At 33.4% G+C, this 22027-nt stretch carries 20 protein-coding genes; 18 read left to right on the plus strand and 2 right to left on the minus strand.

Translation table 11 applies throughout. The features are described from left to right. The 12 genes from CWS01_RS11870 to CWS01_RS11925 all read left to right on the plus strand — a co-directional run. Positions 1–556 (plus strand): mannitol dehydrogenase family protein (locus CWS01_RS11870; RefSeq protein WP_456238034.1); only part of this gene is annotated, 556 nt, incomplete at its 5' end. Between the two features lie 518 nt (positions 557–1074). Continuing rightward, positions 1075–3153: a transglycosylase domain-containing protein gene (locus CWS01_RS11875; protein ID WP_101177417.1), complete on the plus strand. Its 2079-nt coding sequence runs from the start codon at positions 1075–1077 to the stop codon at positions 3151–3153. A 510-nt stretch (positions 3154–3663) separates the two neighbouring features. After that, positions 3664–4614 carry a cytochrome aa3 quinol oxidase subunit II gene (gene qoxA / locus CWS01_RS11880; RefSeq protein ID WP_101177418.1) on the plus strand — a complete coding sequence of 317 codons (951 nt, stop codon included), beginning with the start codon at positions 3664–3666 and terminating at the stop codon, positions 4612–4614. Then, the gene (gene qoxB / locus CWS01_RS11885) at positions 4604–6556 is read left to right on the plus strand and encodes a cytochrome aa3 quinol oxidase subunit I (RefSeq protein ID WP_101177419.1); all 1953 of its coding nucleotides are present in this window, start codon (positions 4604–4606) and stop codon (positions 6554–6556) included. Before qoxA ends, qoxB begins: the two co-directional genes overlap by 11 nt. Continuing rightward, positions 6556–7155 carry a cytochrome aa3 quinol oxidase subunit III gene (gene qoxC, locus CWS01_RS11890; RefSeq protein ID WP_407938564.1) on the plus strand — a complete coding sequence of 200 codons (600 nt, stop codon included), beginning with the start codon at positions 6556–6558 and terminating at the stop codon, positions 7153–7155. The genes qoxB and qoxC overlap by 1 nt, the downstream gene beginning before the upstream one ends. 3 nt (positions 7156–7158) lie before the next feature. After that, positions 7159–7464, plus strand: a complete 306-nt coding sequence (gene qoxD, locus CWS01_RS11895; RefSeq protein WP_101177421.1) for a cytochrome aa3 quinol oxidase subunit IV — start codon at positions 7159–7161, stop codon at positions 7462–7464. A 365-nt stretch (positions 7465–7829) separates the two neighbouring features. After that, positions 7830–8786 (plus strand): ABC transporter permease, encoded by a 957-nt coding sequence (locus CWS01_RS11900; protein ID WP_101177422.1) that lies wholly within the window; start codon positions 7830–7832, stop codon positions 8784–8786. Continuing rightward, positions 8773–9729 carry an iron chelate uptake ABC transporter family permease subunit gene (locus CWS01_RS11905; RefSeq protein WP_101177423.1) on the plus strand — a complete coding sequence of 319 codons (957 nt, stop codon included), beginning with the start codon at positions 8773–8775 and terminating at the stop codon, positions 9727–9729. Before CWS01_RS11900 ends, CWS01_RS11905 begins: the two co-directional genes overlap by 14 nt. After that, positions 9723–10481 (plus strand): iron ABC transporter ATP-binding protein, encoded by a 759-nt coding sequence (locus tag CWS01_RS11910; protein ID WP_101177424.1) that lies wholly within the window; start codon positions 9723–9725, stop codon positions 10479–10481. Before CWS01_RS11905 ends, CWS01_RS11910 begins: the two co-directional genes overlap by 7 nt. A 321-nt stretch (positions 10482–10802) precedes the next feature. Then, the gene (locus CWS01_RS11915; protein WP_101177425.1) at positions 10803–11750 is read left to right on the plus strand and encodes a siderophore ABC transporter substrate-binding protein; all 948 of its coding nucleotides are present in this window, start codon (positions 10803–10805) and stop codon (positions 11748–11750) included. A 157-nt stretch (positions 11751–11907) separates the two neighbouring features. Then, on the plus strand, positions 11908–12897 hold the full coding sequence (locus CWS01_RS11920; protein WP_101177426.1) for a Gfo/Idh/MocA family protein: 990 nt from the start codon (positions 11908–11910) through the stop codon (positions 12895–12897). A 396-nt stretch (positions 12898–13293) separates the two neighbouring features. Beyond that, a complete protein-coding gene (locus tag CWS01_RS11925) occupies positions 13294–14193 on the plus strand; it encodes an ROK family protein (RefSeq protein ID WP_101177427.1) in 900 nt (299 codons plus the stop codon). Between the two features lie 19 nt (positions 14194–14212). On the opposite strand, the gene CWS01_RS11930 is transcribed toward CWS01_RS11925, so the two are convergent. After that, positions 14213–14674: a GNAT family N-acetyltransferase gene (locus CWS01_RS11930; protein WP_101177428.1), complete on the minus strand. Its 462-nt coding sequence runs from the start codon at positions 14672–14674 to the stop codon at positions 14213–14215. 204 nt (positions 14675–14878) lie between these two features. Here CWS01_RS11930 and CWS01_RS11935 point away from each other — a divergent pair, with 204 nt between their 5' ends. The 4 genes from CWS01_RS11935 to CWS01_RS11950 all read left to right on the plus strand — a co-directional run bounded on the left by CWS01_RS11935 (position 14879) and on the right by CWS01_RS11950 (position 19857). Continuing rightward, positions 14879–15574: a response regulator transcription factor gene (locus CWS01_RS11935; protein ID WP_101177429.1), complete on the plus strand. Its 696-nt coding sequence runs from the start codon at positions 14879–14881 to the stop codon at positions 15572–15574. Then, the gene (locus CWS01_RS11940) at positions 15564–16970 is read left to right on the plus strand and encodes a sensor histidine kinase (protein WP_101177430.1); all 1407 of its coding nucleotides are present in this window, start codon (positions 15564–15566) and stop codon (positions 16968–16970) included. Before CWS01_RS11935 ends, CWS01_RS11940 begins: the two co-directional genes overlap by 11 nt. Positions 16971–17239: 269 nt before the next feature. Then, positions 17240–18754 carry a S1C family serine protease gene (locus CWS01_RS11945; protein ID WP_235852039.1) on the plus strand — a complete coding sequence of 505 codons (1515 nt, stop codon included), beginning with the start codon at positions 17240–17242 and terminating at the stop codon, positions 18752–18754. 224 nt (positions 18755–18978) lie between these two features. Beyond that, complete coding sequence (locus tag CWS01_RS11950; protein WP_101177431.1) at positions 18979–19857, plus strand: peptidylprolyl isomerase; 879 nt, start codon at positions 18979–18981, stop codon at positions 19855–19857. Between the two features lie 65 nt (positions 19858–19922). Here CWS01_RS11950 and def read toward each other — a convergent pair whose 3' ends face one another. Further along, positions 19923–20504 carry a peptide deformylase gene (def, locus tag CWS01_RS11955; RefSeq protein ID WP_101177432.1) on the minus strand — a complete coding sequence of 194 codons (582 nt, stop codon included), beginning with the start codon at positions 20502–20504 and terminating at the stop codon, positions 19923–19925. A 191-nt stretch (positions 20505–20695) separates the two neighbouring features. Between def and CWS01_RS11960 the strand changes: the two genes are divergently transcribed. After that, a complete protein-coding gene (locus CWS01_RS11960) occupies positions 20696–21412 on the plus strand; it encodes a hypothetical protein (protein WP_101177433.1) in 717 nt (238 codons plus the stop codon). Between the two features lie 331 nt (positions 21413–21743). Continuing rightward, the gene (locus CWS01_RS11970; protein ID WP_101177435.1) at positions 21744–21983 is read left to right on the plus strand and encodes a hypothetical protein; all 240 of its coding nucleotides are present in this window, start codon (positions 21744–21746) and stop codon (positions 21981–21983) included. Positions 21984–22027: the final 44 nt, after the last annotated feature.

Below are 22027 nucleotides of genomic sequence, written 5' to 3' on the forward strand. Positions count from 1 at the left end.
AGGAGCACATTTTGTAGATAATTTGCAAGCATATATTGAGAGGAAATTATTTACTGTTAATACAGGACATGCAGCAACTGCGTATTTAGGAAATGCGCAAAACTATAAAACGATTGCTGAAACGATTAGCAATAAAGAGTTAGAAGAGAAAGTACTGTACGTTTTAGAAGAAACAGGGAAAGTATTAGTGGCAAAATATAGTTTCAATCCAGAAGAGCATAATCAATATATTTATAAAATCATTGGGCGCTTCTCTAATTCTCATATTATTGATGATGTAAAGAGAGTGGGGCGTTCTCCGCTTCGCAAGCTAGGGAGAAATGATCGACTTGTAGCTCCAGCATTAGAATATATGGAAGTATTTAAAACTATTCCAAATAATCTTGTTGATGTAATGGCAGCAGCGTTATCCTTTTATTCTGAGGATGATCAAGAATCCGTTCAATTACAGCAATTAATTAGGGAAAAAGGCGTTTCAGAAGCATTTAGTGAAATTTCTGGTTTAGAAGAGAAGCATGAATTAGTAAAAGCGGTAGTGTCCGTTTACAATAAATAAAAGTTTAAATTCTAAGAGCCTTACAAGATTAGCCCTTCCTAATGGTTTAATCTTGTAAGGCTCTTGTATTTTTATTTAACAAAAAGCGAAGTATTTCCTGATTGAGATTTTCCTTTGAAAGAAAGTTCGGATATTTGTGGACCAATTATTAATTGCTAGATTTCATATTGGTTCGCATTTTATTTTTTTTGTAATGGTTCCAACCTTTTTTGAGAATAGGATAAATAATAGGAGCCCATTTCACCATATTTCGTGCAAACTTTTTCATCTCATCACGTCCTTATATTATTTCTTATTCCCTAGTTACTGCAAGGTTAAACGGCGAGATTCCCTAAATACAAGATAAATGACTGTGCTTTGACTAAATCTAATGGTTCTACAAATAATAAAGTTAATATTTTGATTCTTGTATTTCTGCAAAAAAGAGCATATAGTTTTTTATAGAAATTGTCTATCATGTAGAATATTGTCATAGGATGAGATGTTGTTGAACTAAATGTAAAGGATAGGTCACCTGAATGGAGAAATTAAAACCTTATATAGAAAAAATCCGCCTTTTTTGGAAAAAAAGACATATAACCCAAATTATCCTTTTAGCACTATTAATCGTTATTCTTCTTTCTATTTTATATTTTACTTATTTAGCGAGCCAAGCAAATGTGAGCACACTTAAGGCTGGTCTTAGTCAAGCTACAGTTATATATGATAAAGATGGAGATGAAGCAACAAGAATTAAAACAGACCGCACAGAGGGCGTGGAAATAAGTGAGCTGCCAGACTATGTGCCAGGAGCAGTCGTTGCGATTGAAGATGAAAGGTTTTATCAACATAATGGCTTTGATATAAAAGGCATTGCTCGTGTATTTTTTAAAAATATACTTGCAGGAAGAATAACTGGAGGCGGAAGCACAATTACTCAACAGTTGACTAAAAATGCACTGCTTTCTAGTGAACAAACATATAAAAGAAAAGCAGAAGAACTATTTTTGGCTGTAGAGATAGAAAAGCATTATAAAAAAGATGAAATCCTGCAAATGTACTTAAACCATGTATATTTTGGCAGTGGAGCATGGGGGATAGATACTGCTTCACAAAAGTATTTCAACAAGAGCATTAAAAATGTTTCTATAAGCGAAGCTGCTTTGCTTGCTGGCTTATTGCAGGCTCCTTCTGCTTTAGACCCTTACAAAAACTATGATGGGGCAATGAAAAGGAGAGATGTTGTTTTAAGCAAGATGAAGGAACAGAATATTATTACGAATAAGGAATATAAAAAGGCAGTCCGTGAAAAAATCATCTTAGAAGATGGAGGAGGCTCCTTTATTAAGCGAGAATACCCTTATTACACAGATGCAGTAATAGATGAAGCTATTTCTTTGTACGGATTGACACAAGATGAACTGCTAAAAAGAGGATATAAAATTTATACAGAAATGGATCAAAATTTACAGTCTACTCTAGAAAAAACATTTGATAGAGATGATCTGTTCCCTTCAAGTTCTGATAATACCTTAGTGCAAGGCGGAGCTGTATTGTTAGATCCTGAGACAGGTGGCATAAAAGGACTTGTAGGAGGACGCGGAGAACATGTTTTCCGTGGATTTAATAGGGCGACCCAAATAAAAGCTCAGCCAGGATCAACAATGAAACCACTAGCTGTTTATACACCTGCTCTAGAAGAAGGGTATAAAGTTACTTCTAAACTTCAAGATAAGCCGTTTAAAAAGGGTGATTATGAGCCGCAAAACTTCACAAAGACTTATCAAGGAGAAGTACCTATGTATGAAGCTCTAGAGAAATCTTTAAATGTTCCAGCAGTATGGCTACTGGACAAAATTGGATTAGATAAGGGGTTAGACTCTTTAGAACGTTTTGGAATTCCCCTTGATAAGGAAGATGAATATTTGGGTGTAGCGCTAGGAGGAATGCATAAAGGAGTTTCTCCTCTACAAATGGCGGAAGCATATTCGACATTCCCGAATGATGGAGAAAGAATGGAAAGCCATTTAATAACAAAAATTGTCGGTCCTACCGGTAAAGTTATTGCAGAATATAAATCAAAGTCTACGAAAGTCACATCTAAGTCTGTGACGGATGATATGACATCTATGCTGCTAGATGTTATAAAAACAGGTACAGGACAGGGGGCACAAGTAAGTGGTTTCCAAATAGCAGGAAAGACTGGATCGACTCAGCTTCCCTTTAACGCAACAGGCACAAAAGATCAGTGGTTTGTTGGCTATACCCCTAATTTAGTTGGTGCAATGTGGCTAGGATATGATAAGACAGATCAACAGCATTATCTAGAAAGCAAAAGTTCTGGGGATGTTGTTCCGATATTTAAAACGATTATGGATCAGGCAGTACAATATGTAGAACCAGAAAACTTCAGTGTTTCATCTGTTAGTCAGCAATTAGCAAATGAGGAAGATACGAAGCAAAAGGTAGAAAAAACGAAAAAAGAGATAACAGAGAAAGCAAAAGAATTAGAAGGCACTTTAAGAGAAAATTCTTCTAAATGGAAAGAAGTTATCAATGAAATGAAAAAAGACGCAGAGAAAGTGACGGAAAAGGTTAAAGAAATAATAGGCAATTAAAAAGAAAAAAGAGAGTAAAGAGGGGATTTGTCTTTTACTCTCTTTTTTCTTTTGTGAGAAAAGTAACAGCGCAAAGTACTGACAGCAGTCATCTATCTAATAGTCTGAATATAATAAGGATTTCTTCTATACTGAAGGCAAGAGAAGAAAATTCGTCTAAAATGGAGAAATTTAATATTGTAATAAAATGAATACGTTTTCTGATGAGGATTTTTAAAAAGAAAAAATAGTTTTGTATTGATTTTGGAAATAGATTTTGGTGAATACTTCTGCTATAATAATTTAGTTGATATTATCTCATGAGGAAAAGAAATGTGGTTGTATTGTCGGTTTATTTGGAAAATTTATCCTTACGATTTTTGTCACATTTACAAACTTCCAGATGTGTTATTATCATACAGGTAGTAATAATAGATAGTTTACCTTATGAAAGTGAATGTTTTATGGCTAGTTTTTGAACATTCTGTGAATATTTTAACATTTAACCTAACTTGGAAGGAGCTGTACAAAATGAAGTCAAAAAAGGGCTATTTATTATCGCTCTTAAGCATCCTGCTTGTTGTATTCTTGAGCGGATGCGAAAACATGGTCGTGTTTAATCCACAAGGACCTGTTGCTAAAAGCATTATGGACTTGATTAACTGGTCTATTGTGTTTATGGTTATTATTTGCTTAGTTGTATTTGGGCTTTTTGGTTTTATTGTTTGGAAATATCGAGCGACTTCAGAAAATAAAGATTATGAGCCGCCGGAAGAACATGGCAGTACATTACTTGAGATTATTTGGACTGTTATTCCGTTCTTAATTATCATTGCATTAACAATTCCAACTGTAAAAACTATCTATGCAATAGAGGAAGTTCCAAAGAATTATAAGGACAAAGATCCAGTTGTAATCAATGTTACGTCTGCTGACTGGAAATGGATTTTCAGTTACCCAGAGGAAGGCATTGAAACAGTTAACTATGTAAATATTCCTGCTGGTGTACCAGTTGAGTTTAAATTGACATCTGCTGGAACGATGCAGTCATTTTGGATTCCTGCACTTGCTGGTCAAAAATATACGATGTATGGTGCAGAAACAGATTTATATGTAGTAGCAGATAATCCAGGAAACTATTTAGGACAAAATACAAGCTTTAACGGTAGAGGATATGCAGAAATGCAGTTCGACGTTGAAGCAAAAACACAAGAAGATTATGACAAATGGGTAGATGAAGTAAAAGACACTGCTCCAAAATTGTCAGAAGATAAATATAAAGAAATTTTAAAGCCAACACATTTAGGCCGCATGACATTCTCTAATACACATTTAGAGTGGATTGACCATGGAAAAGGCGGAGACTCTAACTATTATTTAAACCCAGAGCTATATGAAGTTCATGATTACCCAGGTAGAACTTTTACAGATGAGTATAAAAAACTTAAAGAATCAGATGGAGGTGAACACGATGAACATTAAGTGGGATGATATTGTTATCACTGGAGATCCTTTAATTCTTGGCGCACAAATTAGTATTATTCTAACAATGGTAGCTGCTGTTGTTGGGATAACCTACTTTAAAAAGTGGAAGTATTTATGGGATGAATGGATAACAACTGTTGATCACAAAAGAATTGGTATTATGTATATTCTTGTAGCTGTGGTAATGTTCTTCCGTGGTGGAATAGACGGCTTGATGATGAAAGCTCAAACGGCTGTTCCAGATGCAAAGTTTTTAGATGCACAGCATTACAATGAAGTATTTACAACACATGGGGTTATCATGATTCTTTTCATGGCAATGCCAGCGTTGATTGGTCTAATGAACGTCGTAGTTCCATTGCAAATTGGTGCTCGAGATGTAGCATTCCCTCAATTGAATGCAGTAAGCTTTTGGCTAACATTTAGCGGTGCGATGTTATTTAATATTTCCTTTGTAATTGGTGGTTCACCTGATGCAGGATGGACATCCTATTTCCCTCTAGCAGGTAAAGAATTTACGCCTGGCGTCGGGAATAACTTCTATGCTATTGCCCTGCAGATAGCAGGTATTGGTACTTTAATGACAGGTGTCAACTTTATCGTGACTATTTTGAAAATGCGTACTAAAGGTATGACATTATTAAAAATGCCAATGTTTACATGGACTGTTTTAGTTACAAACGTTATTATTGTTTTTGCTTTCCCGATTCTTACAGTCGCTTTAGCATTAATGACATTTGATCGTCTTTTTGGTACACATTTCTTCACAGTTTCGGGTGGAGGAAATGCAATGCTTTGGAATAACCTATTCTGGTTATGGGGTCATCCAGAGGTTTATATCGTAGTGTTACCAGCATTTGGTATGTTCTCTGAAATTATATCCACATTCTCAAGAAAACGATTATATGGTTATAATTCTATGATTGTTTCTATTGTTGGTATTGCCATCTTAAGTTTTGTAGTATGGGTTCACCATTTCTATACAATGGGATCTGGTCCAGTTGTCAATTCTGTATTCTCTATTACAACAATGCTGATTGCCGTTCCAACTGGTGTTAAAATCTTTAACTGGCTATTTACAATGAGAAAAGGCCGAATTCAGTTTACCACAGCAATGATGTGGTCGTTAGCATTTATTCCAACCTTTACAATTGGTGGGGTAACAGGGGTTATGCTTGCGATGGCTGCGGCTGACTATCAATACCATAATACGCTATTCCTAGTAGCACATTTTCACTACGTATTGATTCCAGGTGTAGTATACGCAGTATTTGCTGGATTCTATTACTGGTGGCCAAAAATGTTCGGTTATGCATTAAACGAACGTTTAGGAAAATGGCATTTCTGGTTATTTAATATTGGTTTTAACGTAACATTTATGCCAATGTTCTTCTTAGGATTAAAAGGTGCGGTTAGACGTTCTTACACATTCTCAGCAGAATCTGGCTTTGCTCCATTGTTCTTATTATCAGCAATCGGATCACTAATTTTAGCAGCTGGTTTTGCCGTGTTAGTGTATAACATTTATTATAGTACTCGTTATGCGAAAAGAGATATTTCAACAGATCCATGGGATGCAAGAACATTAGAATGGCATACAGCTAATCCAGTTCAATTCTATAATTTTGCACAGCTTCCAGAAGTTAAATCTACGGATACATTCTGGTATATGAAAAAAAATAAAGAAGGTTTAGTATTAAAAGAGGATGAACTTGAGGAAATACACATGCCAAGCAATTCATGGGTTCCAATATATATGTGTTCAGTATTTTTTGTAGTTGGCTTCTTTATGGTGTTTGAATGGTTTATTCCTGCAGCAATTTGCAGCATTGGTATATTCGTAGGATTATTAATTCGTTCCTTTGATTATGATGAAGGTTTCCATGTGAAATTAGATGTTATCAAAAAAACGGAACGTGCATGGAGAGGTGAGAAATAATGGCTAAAGTGGATACATCTTTACCGTTAGAATATCAAACGGAACAGAACCGTTTAAATATTCTAGGTTTCTGGATCTTCTTAGGTGCTGAAATTGTATTATTTGCATCTTTGTTCGCAGCTCATGGTTCTTTAAAGGATAACTTTGCAGGTGGGCCTACTCCTGATGAGTTGTTTGTATTAAAAGATGTTATGATTGAAACATTGCTTTTGTTAACAAGTAGTTTCACATGTGGTGTTGCTATTTGGCATATGCGCCGTCATAATTTAAAAGGCTTGATTACTTGGATGATCATTACCTTATTATTAGGTGCAGGTTTCGTATTTTTTGAAGTAAATGAGTTTATTCATTATGTGCATGAAGGTGCAACGATGCAAACAAGTGCCTTCCTATCAAGTTTCTTTGTATTGCTAGGAACACATGGACTTCACGTATCTGTCGGAATTGGCTGGGCAATTTCCATCATTATTCAATTAGCAAGACGCGGCTTAACGCCGACGACTGCGCGTAAAACATTTATTATCAGCTTATATTGGCACTTTTTAGACGTGGTGTGGATTTTCATCTTCACATTCGTTTATTTAGCAAGGATGGTGTAATAGATGGCGAAAAATCATGAAAATGAAAAGTTTCCAGTAAGTCATATTGCAGGCTTTATCGTTTCATTATTGCTTACATTTGCAACAGTTGGAGCGGTAAAGTACACTGATTTGCCAGTAATAACTATTATGTGGATTATTGGGGCATTGGCAGTAATTCAGGCGATACTTCAGCTGTTTATGTTTATGCATTTAACAGAAGGTGAAGGAAAAGTACAATTGATTAATATTATATATGCATTCTTTTGTGCCATCGTAGTAGCAGCAGGTACTATTTGGGTAATGACATCAGGACATGTACATTATTAAGTTGATTTAATATTTACGAAAAGACCTTATCTATACTTTCATTTATTCAGAAACTGCTGAATAAAGGTATGGATGAGGTCTTTTTCTGTAATTATAGAAGTAAGTGTTACTGCTTTAAAATTATAAATTAAAAGTCTATAGAGACCTTATCTTAAAGAAGTGTTGGAAAGTTAAAATGGTACCGTTCTCTTTTATGATATATGAAATAACTTATGGCTAAGATATAACAAATTTTTTAAAAAACATTGACGAGATATAAATAAATGTTAAAATTAGATGAGAAATAAATGATAATGAAAATCATTTACGATGAATAGTTAATATAGGGGGGAAACAAAAGAGTTGTCTAATGCTCAATATAGAAGATGAAATTAAGATATTTAGTAATTGCACTTATTGTATTATCCATTATTTCTTTATTTGTAGGAGTAATTGATATAAATCCGTTAAGTATATGGAAACTTACAGATGATCAAAAGGAAATACTCTTTATTAGCAGGTTCCCCCGTTTAATCAGCATTATTATTGCAGGCATGAGCTTAAGTATCTGCGGTCTTATTATGCAGCAGCTTACAAGAAATAAATTTGTTTCTCCAACCACTGCTGGCACAATGGATTGGGCAAGATTTGGCATATTAGTGGCTTTGATGTTGTTTACTTCAGCAACGCCAATTGTAAAAATGTTTATCGCATTTTTATTCGCATTAGTTGGTACGTTTTTGTTTATGCAAATACTTAATCGCATTAAATTTAAAGATTCTATTTTTATTCCGCTAATTGGTTTAATGTTAGGTAACATTATTAGCTCTATCACCACTTTTTTTGCATTAAAATATGATCTAGTGCAAAATATGTCTTCATGGCTTCAAGGTGATTTTTCCTTAATTATGGAAGGTCGCTATGAGTTATTATACATAAGTATCCCTGTAGTTATTATTGCGTATCTATATGCGAATAAATTCACAATCGCAGGTATGGGGGAAGATTTCGCTACAAATCTTGGCTTGCGTTATAAGAGCGTCGTTAATATTGGATTAACTATTACCGCATTGGTTTCATCTGTAGTCATCTTAACTGTTGGCATGATACCATTTTTGGGATTGATTATTCCCAATATTGTATCCATCTATAGAGGCGATAATTTAAAAAACAGTTTATTACATACAGCTGTATTAGGTGCCGTTTTTGTTCTTGTATGTGATATATTGGGACGAATCATTATTTACCCATATGAAATATCTATTGGAGTGATGGTTGGTGTAATAGGAAGTGCCATCTTCTTATATTTATTGTTAAGGAGAAAGAAATATGAAGCAGCCTAAAACTAAATTGATCATTCTATTTTTTGCAGCAATTGTTTTAATAGCAATATTTATGTTGATAAAAGTGACTCCTTACAATGCCGGATATGTTTTACCAAGAAGAGCGATTAAAATTATAGCGATTATTTTGACAGGAGGATGCATTGCGTATACCTCGATGGTGTTTCAAACTATTACAAATAATCGCATATTAACGCCAAGTATATTGGGGTTAGATTCTCTTTACCTATTTATACAAACCATTGTCATTTTCTTTTTTGGGTCAAAAAATTTCACCATGATGAACAGTAATGTAAACTTTTTAGTTTCTGTAGGGATTATGATTTTATTTTCAAGCATTCTCTATGTGATTTTTTTTAAAAGAGAATCTCAAAATATATTATTGCTTTTGCTTGTAGGAATTATATTAGGGAGTTTTTTTCAAAGTCTTTCTTCCTTTATGCAAATGTTGATAGATCCCAATGAATTCCTTATTGTTCAAGATAAAATGTTTGCTAGTTTTAATAATATTAATACAAATATTTTATTGATAAGTATCATTATTGTTGCCGGAGTTGTCGTCTATACTTTAAAATTCAGCAAATTTTTTGATGTTATGTCATTAGGCAAAGATCAAGCGATAAATTTGGGAATTGATTATGAGCGGGTTGTGAAAAATATGTTGATTGTAGTGGCTATTCTCGTATCAGTCGCAACTGCATTAGTTGGCCCTATAACATTCTTAGGCTTGCTTGTTGTAAATCTTGCTAGGGAATTTATGAAAACATATAAACATAACTATTTAATCGCCAGTTCTATTTTGTTAAGCATTATTGCACTAGTTGGCGGCTTGCTGATTGTAGAAAGAGTATTTACATTTTCCACTACAATAAGTGTCATTATTAATTTTATTGGGGGAACATATTTTATCTATTTACTTTTAAGGGAGAGGAAAGCATGGTAAAGGTTAAAAATGTAAGCAAACAATTTGGCGGAAAAAATGTCCTTGAGAATGTTTCCCTTTCAATTGAAAAAGGAAAAATAACTTCTTTTATTGGTCCTAATGGTGCAGGAAAAAGTACATTATTATCTGTTATAAGCAGGCTGACAAAAGCGGACAGTGGAGAAGTATTGATAGATGGAGTAGATATAAATAACGAAAAAAGCAATGTTTTAGCAAAAAAAATCTCCATATTAAAACAGTCGAATCATATAAATCTCCGATTAACAGTAAAAGAACTTGTTGGATTTGGCAGGTTTCCATACTCACAAGGAAAACTGACAAAAAAAGATGAGCAATTTGTAGATGAAGCAATTAAATATATGGAATTAGACTCCATACAGCATAAATTTTTAGATGAGCTCAGCGGTGGTCAGAAGCAGCGAGCATATATAGCGATGGTTATTGCTCAAGACACAGAGTATATTCTGTTGGATGAGCCTTTAAATAATCTTGATATGAAACATTCTGTACAGATTATGAAAGTGTTAAGAAGATTAGTAGATGAACTGGGAAAAACAGTTGTTATTGTTATCCATGATATTAACTTTGCATCGGTTTATTCTGATAACATCGTGGCATTAAAAAATGGAGTTATCGTAAATAATGGATCAGCAAGATCGATTATCAATAGCAAGGTATTAAAAGATATATATGAAATGGAAATGCCAATAGAAGAGATTAACAATCAAAAGATATGTGTTTATTTTGCATAATAGTTTTGTATATTAGTTGATTTGCTAAATGAAGGCAGCTGATGGTAGCGGTACATCAAAGAAAGGAGGTAGTGCTGTTATAGACAAAATATTCCAGATTTAAAGACGTTATTTTGATAAACCTGGAATAAATAAAAAGTTAGACTGTGCAATTGTCATAATAACACTACCATTAGATAGAAATAGAAAAGTTAACTTAGATATTCTGCAAAATATCTAAAATTAATACTATTTCATAATACCTAATCATAGGATATTCTGTGCTTCTTTGCAATGAAATCAATTTAAATAATATAAATAATTTCATTAGGAGTGTCAAAATTGAAAAAAAAATTATCTATTATATTTTTAACCATGATTCTAGCAATTTTAACGGCATGCGGAAAAGATGCTGCCACTAGTTCAGAGCCGAAAGAAAGTGCTGCTGAACCAACTGAAGTGACCATTAAACATGAGTTAGGAGAAGCAAAAGTAAAAGTAAATCCAAAAAATGTTGTTGTATTTGACTTTGGTATTTTAGATACATTAGATAAATTAGGAGTAGAAGTAACAGGTGTTCCTCAGCAAAATGTTCCAGAATATCTATCAAAATATAAAGACTCTAAATATAAAAATGTTGGTGGCTTAAAAGAGCCCGATTTTGAAGCAATTAGTGAATTGGCGCCAGAAGTTATTTTCATTTCTGGAAGACAATCAGATGCATATGAAGAGTTAAGCAAAATTGCACCAACTGTTTATGTAGCAGTAGACAGCAATAACTATGTAGAATCTTTTAAAAATAATATGAATATTGTTGGAGATATTTTCGATAAAAAACAAGAAGTGACAGAAGAATTAGCAAAAATTGATGAGTCAATCGCGGGTATTAATGAAAAAGCAAAAACGTTAGATGGAAAATCATTAGTGGTATTAGTTAATGATGGAAGCTTAAGTGCATATGGTTCAAAGTCAAGATTTGGCATTATTCATGATGTCTTTGGTTTAGCCGCTGCAGATGAAAATATTAAAGCGTCTACACATGGACAAAGTGTATCATTTGAATATGTAGCAGAAAAAAATCCTCAGTATTTATTTGTAGTAGATAGAGGAGCTGTTGTAGGCGGCAATTCTTCAGCAGAGAAGGTTCTTGATAATAAATTAGTAAATGGAACAGATGCTGCTAAAAATGACCATATTATTTATTTAAATCCAAATTATTGGTATTTGTCTGGTGGAGGTTTAGTTTCTACAGCTGAAATGATCAAGGAAGTAGAAGCGGCGATTCAATAATAGCATAATAAAAAAAGAGGTTCCTTATAAGCGATTTAAGGAGCCTCTTTTTAGTGGAAAGAGAAGACATGCATATTGCAATTTTGTTATAAAGGAGACAAAATAAAAAGGGAGCAGGCAGTAAATATAATATAAAATTAGGATATGGGGGATAACGATGACAGTACGTTTTGGTATAATTGGAACAAACTGGATAACAGAGGCTTTTATTTCAGCTGCACAGCAAATAGAAGAATTTTCATTAACCGCTGTTTATTCACGCACAATAGAAAAAGGAGAAAGCTTTGCAGAAAAGTATGGGGCCGAACATGTTTTTACAGATTTGCAAACAATGGCCGAAAGTGATTGTTTAGATGCGGTATATATTGCTAGCCCTAACTCTTTGCATGCAGAGCAATCGATTCTATTCTTAAATAATCAAAAACATGTGCTTTGTGAAAAGGCTATGGCATCTAATGTGAAGGAAGTAAAAAAAGTGATTGCTGCTGCGAAAGAAAATCAGGTTCTTTTTATGGAAGCGTTAAAAACGACTTTGCTTCCTAATTTTCAAACCATTCAAAATAACATACATAGGGTTGGAAAGGTTCGCCGTGCATTTGCAAGTTATTGTCAATATTCTTCTCGTTATGATGCCTATAAAGAAGGCAATGTGTTAAATGCTTTTAAACCAGAGTTTTCAAATGGTGCTTTAATGGATATAGGAGTTTATTGCATTTATCCAATGGTTGTTTTATTTGGCAAGCCAACTGCTGTTACGGCTTCTAGTTATTTATTAGAGACTGGTGTCGACGGAGAAGGAAGTATCATTATGTCCTATAATGATATGGATGTTGTCATCATGTATTCTAAAATTACTAACTCTCATGTTCCTTCAGAAATACAAGGAGAAGATGGTAATATATTATTAGATCAAATGAATACACCGCAAAAGGTAGAAATTCATTATCGAAGTGGACAAAAAGAAGATATAACGCAGCCGCAAAAGGCAGAAGCGATGTATTATGAAGCAAAGGAATTTATTGATTTAATTCAAACTGGTCAAATAGAATCATCCGTTAATTCTTTTGATGTATCATTAGCTGTTATGGGGGTAATGGAAGAGGTGCGGAAGCAAACAGGCATTGTTTTTCCTGCCGATGCTCAATAAAGTGAACGATTTTTTCAATTGCTTGAAATAACTCGTATGATTTTTATTATGCATTAACGGGCTTTTGCCTTCCCTACCTAAGGGATTATAAGAGAAAACGAGAAAACTTAGGTGGATAGAAGCTTGCTGAGTAAAAGCCTGATATAAAAGTACACAGACTATAGTACCCATGCTATATCCATAGGCCTCTAGTAACAATCAGTGGGGGACGTGAAAAACCTCCACTGATTGAAGTTTCCATTTTTTTATTTGTGAAAACAAATGAAATAAAAATGATTGCATCTAAAATGATTATAAAAACTAGACAAACTAAAAAAAAAATCTATACTTTTTTGTTTATATTTAATATAGTAAATGTAAGCGTTATATAAATAAGATAACAAGGGAGCGGTATGGATGTCACTATTTGGAGCAATAGAAGCTGGAGGAACTAAATTTGTCTGTGCAGTAGGAACAGTTGATGGGAAAATAGAAGAAAGAATTTCTATTCCAACAAGAACACCAGAAGAAACGATACCTAAGGTAATTGCTTTTTTCCAGCAACATGTTATTGAAGCAATTGGTATAGGATCTTTTGGCCCAATAGATGTAGATAAAAAAAGCAATACATATGGAAATATTACAACAACACCAAAAACAGCCTGGAAAGATTATCCCCTTTTACAAACAATTAAGGATGCTTTTTCGATACCGGTAGGATTTAACACAGATGTTAATGTAGCAGCATTAGGAGAAGCAATTTTAGGAGCTGCTAAAGGGGTAGATAATTGTTTATATATAACAGTCGGTACTGGAATCGGGGCAGGGGCCTATATAAATGGAGAGCTGCTGCAAGGGCTAACCCACCCAGAAATGGGACATATTCTGGTAAGACGTCATCCAAACGATGCATATAAAGGGAGATGCCCTTATCATGCTGATTGTTTAGAAGGGCTTGCGGCAGGACCGGCAATTGAAGAACGATGGGGAAAAAAAGCAATTGAGCTTAGTGATAAAGAAGAAGTTTGGGATATGGAGGGGTTTTATATTGCACAAAGTTTAATGCAGTATATCTTAGTATTGTCTCCTAAAAAAATTATTCTAGGCGGCGGTGTGATGAACCAAACCCATGTCTTAACCTATATTTATAAGTATTTGCAAGAATTATTGAATGGATATTTATCCTTTGAAGAAATATCTACTAATATAAAAAACTATATTGTAAAACCTGGTCTTGGCGATAATGCAGGAATTACCGGCGCTCTCCTTTTAGCGGAAAAAGAATGGGAAGAAAGCAAGGCGTCTGCTGTACAATAAGCTGAAAAGAAAAATCTGTTCACGAACTGTGGGCAGATTTTTCTTTTTCTAATTTAACAATTTCTAATTCACTTTCGACTTTAAACGTTTTTTTGATAATGAATCCAAATTTTTTGTATAGTTGAATAGCAGGAACGTTTTTAGCAGCAGTATGAACAAAGAACTGCTTTGAACTAGAATTTAACAGAGAGACAAGCAACTTGGAAGCAAAACCTTTGCCGAATAATGAAGGAAGAACAACAAGACGACATATTTCGATGGAACTGTCTGTTTCATTGTAAGATAATAGGGCTCCTAACCGTTCATTCTGATAGAGGCCAAGAAAAACTTCCTCAGCATTCATAATATCGTAAATATTTTCCTTTAAAGGAGGCAGATCTTTATAGTTAATTATGTTTGCCTCCACTAGATATGCAGCAGTTTGAACAGCTATTATCTCTTTTGCTGTTTCTATTACATTATGTTTCATTTTTATAATCATTTTATTTATGCTCCTTGTTTAAGCAACTGGGCCTTTTTTAATTATGACAACAATAAGAACAAAAGTAAGGGAATGGATTATTTTATGAACAAATTGTTTCTGTTCCATTAATAATGATTTAAATATAAACCAAATGCGTTGTCAAACCTCAAAAAAATAGGTTAAATGAGAGGAAATATAACTATATAAAGAAGAGGTGCAAATATGAAAGTTTTAGTGATAGAAGATAATGAAAGTGTTTGCTCCATGCTTGATATGTTTTTTTCAAAAGAAAATTTTGAAGGGAAATTTATTCATAATGGTTTAGACGGGTATCAGGAATTTTTATTCCATCATTATGATCTGATCGTTCTTGATTGGATGTTGCCAGGAATGGATGGTATAACTGTATGTAGGAAAATAAGGGAAAAAAATAAACAAATCCCAATTATCATGTTGACGGCCAAGGATTCTGAATCCGATCAAGTGCTTGGTTTGGAAATGGGTGCAGATGACTATGTAACAAAGCCATTTAGCCCCCTTGCTTTAACTGCAAGAATGAAAGCAATAACACGACGTTTTTATACACAAAATGGAGAAGAAGAAGTAATTGATGCAGGTGCTGTAGAAATTAATAAAGAAACACGGGAAGTATTTATTCATGGAAAACTAATTTCGAATCTGACACCTAAAGAATTTGATATCCTTTCCTTTTTTGTGCAGCATCCGAAACAGGTATTTACTAGGGAGCAGATACTGGATCAAGTATGGGGGTTTCAGTTTTATGGAGACGATAGAACCGTTGATGTGCATATCAAGAGATTAAGAAGAAAAATCGGCCGTGATAACCAACCATTTTTTCATACAATTTGGGGGGTAGGTTATAAATTTGATGAAACGGTGGTAGCGAATGAGAATTAAATATATTTATCAGCAATTAATTAGCCATATTAGTGTTATAATTGTTGCGTTTTTAGTTGTAAGTCTTGTTTTTACCCATTATGTGGAGAAAATTGTCCTCACATTAAAAGGACAAGAGCTATATGAGTATGGAGTAAACATATTAGATGATCTGCAAAATACGTCTGTGCTAAATCCTGGTGAAAATACTCTTTATAATTATGCAAATGTTTTGGGAGCAAGAGGAATAAGTTTCGGGCTATTTGATACGAAAAAAAATAAGTTAGTGAATATTGGCGGAGAAATTTCTATCACCAATTCAGAATGGAATAAAATTAGAGACGGAAAAGGTACTGTAATTAAACGTAGTACGTACCGCAGCAATAAGGAAGTGACATTGGTTGCTATTCCCTATAAAGTCGATGGAGAAGTAGCTGGCGGGATTGTCTTAACATCACCATTAAGCGGTTCTAGAGAAATGATCAGTCAAATTAATCGTTACTTAGTGTATACGGTATTTTTTGCCTTCGGAGTAGCCCTGCTTTTAAGCTTTTTGCTATCTCAAATTCATGTAAAGCGCATAAAGAAACTCCAAGAAGCCACAAGTGCTGTTGCGGTCGGCAACTACGATGTAAAAGTGCCTTCCTCCAATTTTGATGAAATTGGCGAACTTGCCAACGATTTTAATAGCATGGTAGATAATTTAAAGGAATCAAAAGAGGCGATAGATGCATTAGAAAATAGAAGAAGACAATTTATGTCAGACGTGTCCCATGAATTGCGAACACCGTTAACTACTATAAGTGGTGTAATTGAAGGCTTAACAAATAATATGATACCAGAAGCAGCAAAGGAAAAGGGGCTGCGATTAGTAAGCAAAGAAGCAAAACGGCTCATTCGTTTAGTAAATGAAAATTTAGATTATGATAAAATTCGTTCTAATCAAGTGGTGCTAATGAAAGAGAATATTCAACTGCAAGAAGTGTTAGAGATTATTCAAGAGCAGCTTTACACACAAGCAGAGGAGAAAAAGGTAGAAATTCATATTGTTGTAAAAGAGGATATCGTAATATTCGCCGACTATGATCGTTTAATCCAAATTATTATTAATATTACAAAAAACAGCATTCAATTTACAGAAAATGGATCCATATGGCTCCGCGGTTATGAGACCCAAGAAAAAACAGTTATCGAGATTGAAGATACAGGCATTGGAATGGAAGCAGCAGAAATCGAAAATATTTGGAAAAGATTTTATAAAGCTGATATTTCCCGTACTAATACGCCATACGGTGAGTTTGGTTTAGGCTTATCCATTGTTAAACAGCTAGTGCAATTCCATGAAGGAGAGATTAAAGTAGCAAGTGAAAAAGGAGAAGGAACTAAATTTACCATTACTTTTCCTAAAAATAAATAGGTATAGGATGCCAGCTCTTTTCCTTTTTATTAAAAAATGAAGGAAGAGAGTTTTTTATAGGGCAAAAAATAGAGGAAACTTCTTAGATTGGTCTTCATTATTTCTATGACTTTTCAAAGTTTGTTAATAATTTATTCATAACTAATGGTTATTATGTGAATATAGAGTAGTTGACAACATGGATGCAACAAACCACAGACATTTAAAGTGATTGTTAAGATATAGCATAAAAAATAAAAATAGAGCATGATATAAAGGAGGCATATCTCATGAACGAATGGGAAAAAGATGAAACAAATAAAAATTTGCCGGAAGATAAAAACACTATAGAAACTAATGGGGGAAATAGTGAAGCAAACATAAAGGAAGAGCATCCATTTGGCATAGAGAATAATGGGGAAGCAGATAGACGTATGGGAATAGTGGAGAATAAATTGAAAGAAGAGGAGTCAGGAGAAAAAGAAATCAACACTTTTCAAGATAACTCAGTAAGAGATGAGGTACAAGCGGAAGAAATGATAGCAGCATCCAGAGAAGAGCAGGAGCTGCAACGGACTAAATACCAGCAAAAGAGCACAGCAAAAAAACCAAAGTTAAAAGGTGTTTTTTCCTTGCTTGCGGCTGGGATTTTAGGTTCTACATTAACTTTTTTTACAATTCCATATACAGATATATATAATGAGAAATATGATAAAATGCAAGAAAAGGTGGAAAGCTTATCAAAAAAAGTTGAAAATAGCAGCAGTACAACAAGCGGAATTAAAGCAGAAACGACTTCAGCTACAGCTTCTTCTGAAAGCACATCGACTTCGATTGCTGATATGGTTGAGAATTCTTCTAAAGCAATAGTGGGCATTGTTAATTTACAGCAGCAAACAAGTCAATTTTCTCAAAGTTCTGGTGAAGATGTAGAAAGCGGATCAGGATCTGGAATTATTTTCAAAGAGGATTCTAAATATGCTTATATAGCAACAAACAATCATGTAATAGAAGGTGCGAACAGTTTAGAAATATCTCTTTATAATGGAGACAAAGCAGAAGGGAAATTAATTGGGGCAGATGCTTTAACAGATCTTGCTGTTATAAGAATCGATGCCAAATATGCAACAGATACCATTAATTTTGGAGACTCTTCTACATTAAGGCCTGGTGATCAAGTTTGGGCGATTGGAAATCCACTTGGTTTAGATTTATCAAGAACTGTTACACAAGGTATCGTAAGTGCTGTTGATAGAAGCATTTCTGTTACTACCTCAGCAGGAGATTGGGATTTTAATGTCATTCAAACAGACGCTGCTATTAACCCTGGGAACAGTGGTGGTGCTTTAATTAATTCTTCAGGTCAAGTCATTGGTATTAATAGTTTGAAAATTTCTGAAGATGGTGTAGAAGGATTAGGGTTTGCTATTCCAAGTAATGATTTACTTCCAATTGTAAATGAAATTATTGAAAAAGGAAAAGTGGAGCGTCCTTATTTAGGAGTAGGTTTAGCAAGTTTAGAAGAAGTTCCGCGTATGTATTTGCAAGATTTGCCTAATAATGTAACACAAGGGGTAATGGTAACGAATATTGATTCTAATTCTGCTGCTGCAAAAGCAGGTCTGCAAGTGCAAGATGTGATTGTTTCAATAAATGATAAAAAATTAGAAGGCTCTTCTGATTTAAGAAAATATTTATATACCAAAGTGGAAATTGGAGATACGGTAACGATAAAATATTATCATGAAGGCAGCCTAAAAACCACTAAAATAAAGCTGACTAGCAATACAACGGCTAGCAATTAAATATTTATCCACTAATCAGATGGCTATATACCATCTGATTAGTATGTGTAAAACAATTTCCTCCTTGTTTTCCTCTTTATGGTAAATAAATTTGTAAAAAAATTAATTTGTTAATAGTTTAGTCATAAATTTATGGTAAAATTCTTATGTGTCCTTATTGGACTGGCAAGTTAATGATAATAGGAACTATCAACAAATAAAAAGAGCATCAGAAAGGATTAAAAATGAAAAAAAATAAAAAGATATTATTTTCAATTTTAGGCGCTGTTTTAATTGCCCTAATTATAGTGGCAGTAGTTTTAGTACAAAAAAATAATACAGCTGCAACAGTAGATGGAGAAAAAATCTCAAAAAGTGAATTGAATGAAGCTCTAAACACTCAATATGGCTCTACTATTCTTGATTCTTTAATTGCAGATAAAATCGTTGACCTTGAAGCAGATAAGGAAAATGTTAAGATAACGGATAAAGAAAAGAAAGCTGAAATGGATACTTTAATTGAGTCCTACGGCGGCGAAGAAGCATTTAATTCTGCTTTAGAAACTAATAATGCATCAAAAGCAGATATTGAAGAGCAAATGGTTCGTTACTTAAAAATAAAAAAATTATTAGAACCAAGCATTAAAATTACAGATGATGAAATAAAAGCATATTTTGAAGAAAATAAAGCAAATTATGACCAAGCAGAGCAAGTGGAAGCAAGTCATATTTTAGTTGCAGATGAAAAAACAGCTAAAGAAGTGAAGAAAAAATTAGATGAAGGTGGAGACTTTGCAAAACTTGCCAAAGAGTATTCTACTGATACAGCAACAAAAGAAAATGGCGGTGAGCTTGGCTACTTTACTTCAGGACAAATGGCAGCAGAATTTGAAAAAGCAGCTTTTGCTATGAAAGTGGACGAAATCAGCGATCCAGTAAAAACGGATTACGGATATCATATTATTAAAGTAACTGGCCATAAAGATGCTGTCTCAGCTAAACTTGAAGATCATAAAACTGAAGTTAAAGAGACTTTATTAGAATCAAAACTTCAAACAGAATACAGCACATGGTTAACAGAGAAAAAGGAAAAATATAAAATTAAAAACTATCTTAATGATTAATAAAATTAGTAGACAAGAGGCCATCCTTATTAAGGGCGGCCTTTTTTTTGTTGAAAAAAACTATATTAGCTTAACGGCTCTATATCTACATTTTCAGGAAGCTGAAATGGATTTTTTTGATTAATATGATCATAAAAGAAAATTCCATTTAAATGGTCAATTTCATGTTGAAAAACGACTGCTTCAAAACCCCTTAATTTGATTTTCATTTCTTCCCCATTAAGATTAAATGCCCTTACAGTAATCTTTTTATAGCGAGGAACATAGCCGACAATCGGGCGATCAATTGATAAGCAGCCTTCGCTGTCTGGAATAAAAATCATGCTTGTCGAATGTGCAATGATTTTAGGGTTAATTAATGTATATTCGAAATCTTCCCCATTGCTGTTTTTTATATATGCTGCAAACATACGTTTATTTAAGCCAATTTGATTAGCGGATATGCCCACTCCAGGTCGTAGTTGGTGTTTTTTTGCGATTTCTGGATTTTGGCTGTTTTTTAAATATTGGAGCATGCATAATAATTCTTCTTTATCTTCTTCGGTTGGCGGCAAGGAAAGTTTCTTTGCTTTTTCCCTCAGTATGGGTGCTCCTTCTCTTATAATATCGTTCATTACTAACAGATAGTCTTTTGTAAATTTGCTCATTATCTTATCATCTCCATCAATATTTCTTATTAAAAAATAGCAAAAGTAATACAAGATGTCTATTGTTCTATACTAATTTAAAGTTGGAAATAAAATTGAAAAATATTGATAATTTATACATATTTATGTATGCAGGGGAGAGCATAAAAAGGATGCAAAAAAATGGTAGATATCAAATAGGAGGTTTTAGAATGAAAAAGATGTTCATTCTTTTATTAATGGCAGCAGGAGTTATCTTTTCTGCAAATATGGGGAACGTTTACGCAGCACCAACAGCTCCCCAAGAAAATGAAAAAGTAAACTTAGAAGATGGGGAATTTTTAAAAAAAATGGCAGAAAATCTGGGCATTAATACAAAGGATAAGGATAGCGCTACGATAAAAAAAGAAATACATGAAACGCTTATCAAAATGGAAGCAAAAAAATTAGGAATAAAAACAGAAGGAAAAGATATAAAACAAATCGCTATGGAAGTGCATGAAACAAATTTAAAAAATGAAGCCAAAAAGCTTGGCATTAAAACAGATAATAAAGATATTAGACTTATTATGAAAGAAGTATTTGAAGCAAAGATTGCAAAAAAAGCAAAGGAACTGGGCATTGATACAAAAGGCAAAAAAATGGAGCAGCTTGCAAAAGAAGTTCATGAAAAAATGATCTATACAGAAGCGAAAAAATATAATGTAAAAACAGAGAATAAGGAAATTAATCAGATTGCAGATGAAGTAAGGGAAAAACAAATTATAAAAGCAGCTGAAAAACTAGGATTAGATACTAAAAATAAAACAGCAAAAGAATTATTAAAAGAAATGATGATGAATTATCCGGAAGAAGTAAAAAAGTTAAAACTTTTACCCTTTCATGAAAAGGTAGGAATGCATAGACATGGAGGGTTTAAACACTCCTAAAGGGAAAGTGAAAAATATCCATTTTGTATGTCTATTATCCTTTTTTTTGAGGAATTCAGTATGTTGTTTTTCCTATAAACAACCTGTTTTTTTATTGTCTTGTCAAACCTAATATCTATTTTTGCAAAAATGATGCATTAATAAATGTTATTTTTTAAAATGATTAGTATGCTTAGTTTGATAGCAAAAAAATTTAGTGAAATGACCTTGCTCGTTCAAAGAAGGCTTCTTTATATTAATCGTTTAAAAAGAATACGATTATGGGTATTGGTAAATAAAGATAAAGTTTTTATAGATAGGGCAATGGGGAATGGTATAGGAGGATGGCAAATTGAAGCAAAATTCCAAACTACGAATTACAGAAAAAGATGAAAATATTTACAAAGCTTTATGTGATTTGTATAAGGAAAGGGGAAAGAGTACAGGGATTGGTCCTACAGAGATTGGTTTAAGAGTTGGCAGAGATTCATATGATGCATCGGCTTATTGTAATGCATCACTAAAAAAACTTATTCAATTTAATAAAATTGAAAAAATAGACAATGGAAAATATATTCCATTATTGAATTGAGAGATGAACAAAAAAGCTAGAATTGATATTATCCCCTTTAAGTA

Origin of the sequence: Niallia nealsonii (assembly GCF_002835805.1) — a bacterium.
In the GTDB taxonomy this organism is placed as follows: Bacteria; Bacillota; Bacilli; order Bacillales; family Cytobacillaceae; genus Niallia; species Niallia nealsonii.

What these genes read in the sequence shown, in the direction of transcription:
- qoxB (WP_101177419.1), top strand. Translation starts at nt 4,604, where the DNA reads ATGAACATTAAGTGGGATGATATTGTTATCACTGGAGATCCTTTAATT.
- CWS01_RS11930 (WP_101177428.1), bottom strand. Translation starts at nt 14,674, where the DNA reads ATGATTATAAAAATGAAACATAATGTAATAGAAACAGCAAAAGAGATA.
- CWS01_RS11910 (WP_101177424.1), top strand. Translation starts at nt 9,723, where the DNA reads ATGGTAAAGGTTAAAAATGTAAGCAAACAATTTGGCGGAAAAAATGTC.
- qoxC (WP_407938564.1), top strand. Translation starts at nt 6,556, where the DNA reads ATGGCTAAAGTGGATACATCTTTACCGTTAGAATATCAAACGGAACAG.
- CWS01_RS11945 (WP_235852039.1), top strand. Translation starts at nt 17,240, where the DNA reads ATGAACGAATGGGAAAAAGATGAAACAAATAAAAATTTGCCGGAAGAT.
- CWS01_RS11940 (WP_101177430.1), top strand. Translation starts at nt 15,564, where the DNA reads ATGAGAATTAAATATATTTATCAGCAATTAATTAGCCATATTAGTGTT.
- CWS01_RS11925 (WP_101177427.1), top strand. Translation starts at nt 13,294, where the DNA reads ATGTCACTATTTGGAGCAATAGAAGCTGGAGGAACTAAATTTGTCTGT.
- CWS01_RS11950 (WP_101177431.1), top strand. Translation starts at nt 18,979, where the DNA reads ATGAAAAAAAATAAAAAGATATTATTTTCAATTTTAGGCGCTGTTTTA.
- qoxA (WP_101177418.1), top strand. Translation starts at nt 3,664, where the DNA reads ATGAAGTCAAAAAAGGGCTATTTATTATCGCTCTTAAGCATCCTGCTT.
- CWS01_RS11960 (WP_101177433.1), top strand. Translation starts at nt 20,696, where the DNA reads ATGAAAAAGATGTTCATTCTTTTATTAATGGCAGCAGGAGTTATCTTT.
- CWS01_RS11920 (WP_101177426.1), top strand. Translation starts at nt 11,908, where the DNA reads ATGACAGTACGTTTTGGTATAATTGGAACAAACTGGATAACAGAGGCT.
- qoxD (WP_101177421.1), top strand. Translation starts at nt 7,159, where the DNA reads ATGGCGAAAAATCATGAAAATGAAAAGTTTCCAGTAAGTCATATTGCA.
- CWS01_RS11905 (WP_101177423.1), top strand. Translation starts at nt 8,773, where the DNA reads ATGAAGCAGCCTAAAACTAAATTGATCATTCTATTTTTTGCAGCAATT.
- CWS01_RS11900 (WP_101177422.1), top strand. Translation starts at nt 7,830, where the DNA reads ATGAAATTAAGATATTTAGTAATTGCACTTATTGTATTATCCATTATT.
- def (WP_101177432.1), bottom strand. Translation starts at nt 20,504, where the DNA reads ATGAGCAAATTTACAAAAGACTATCTGTTAGTAATGAACGATATTATA.
- CWS01_RS11875 (WP_101177417.1), top strand. Translation starts at nt 1,075, where the DNA reads ATGGAGAAATTAAAACCTTATATAGAAAAAATCCGCCTTTTTTGGAAA.
- CWS01_RS11935 (WP_101177429.1), top strand. Translation starts at nt 14,879, where the DNA reads ATGAAAGTTTTAGTGATAGAAGATAATGAAAGTGTTTGCTCCATGCTT.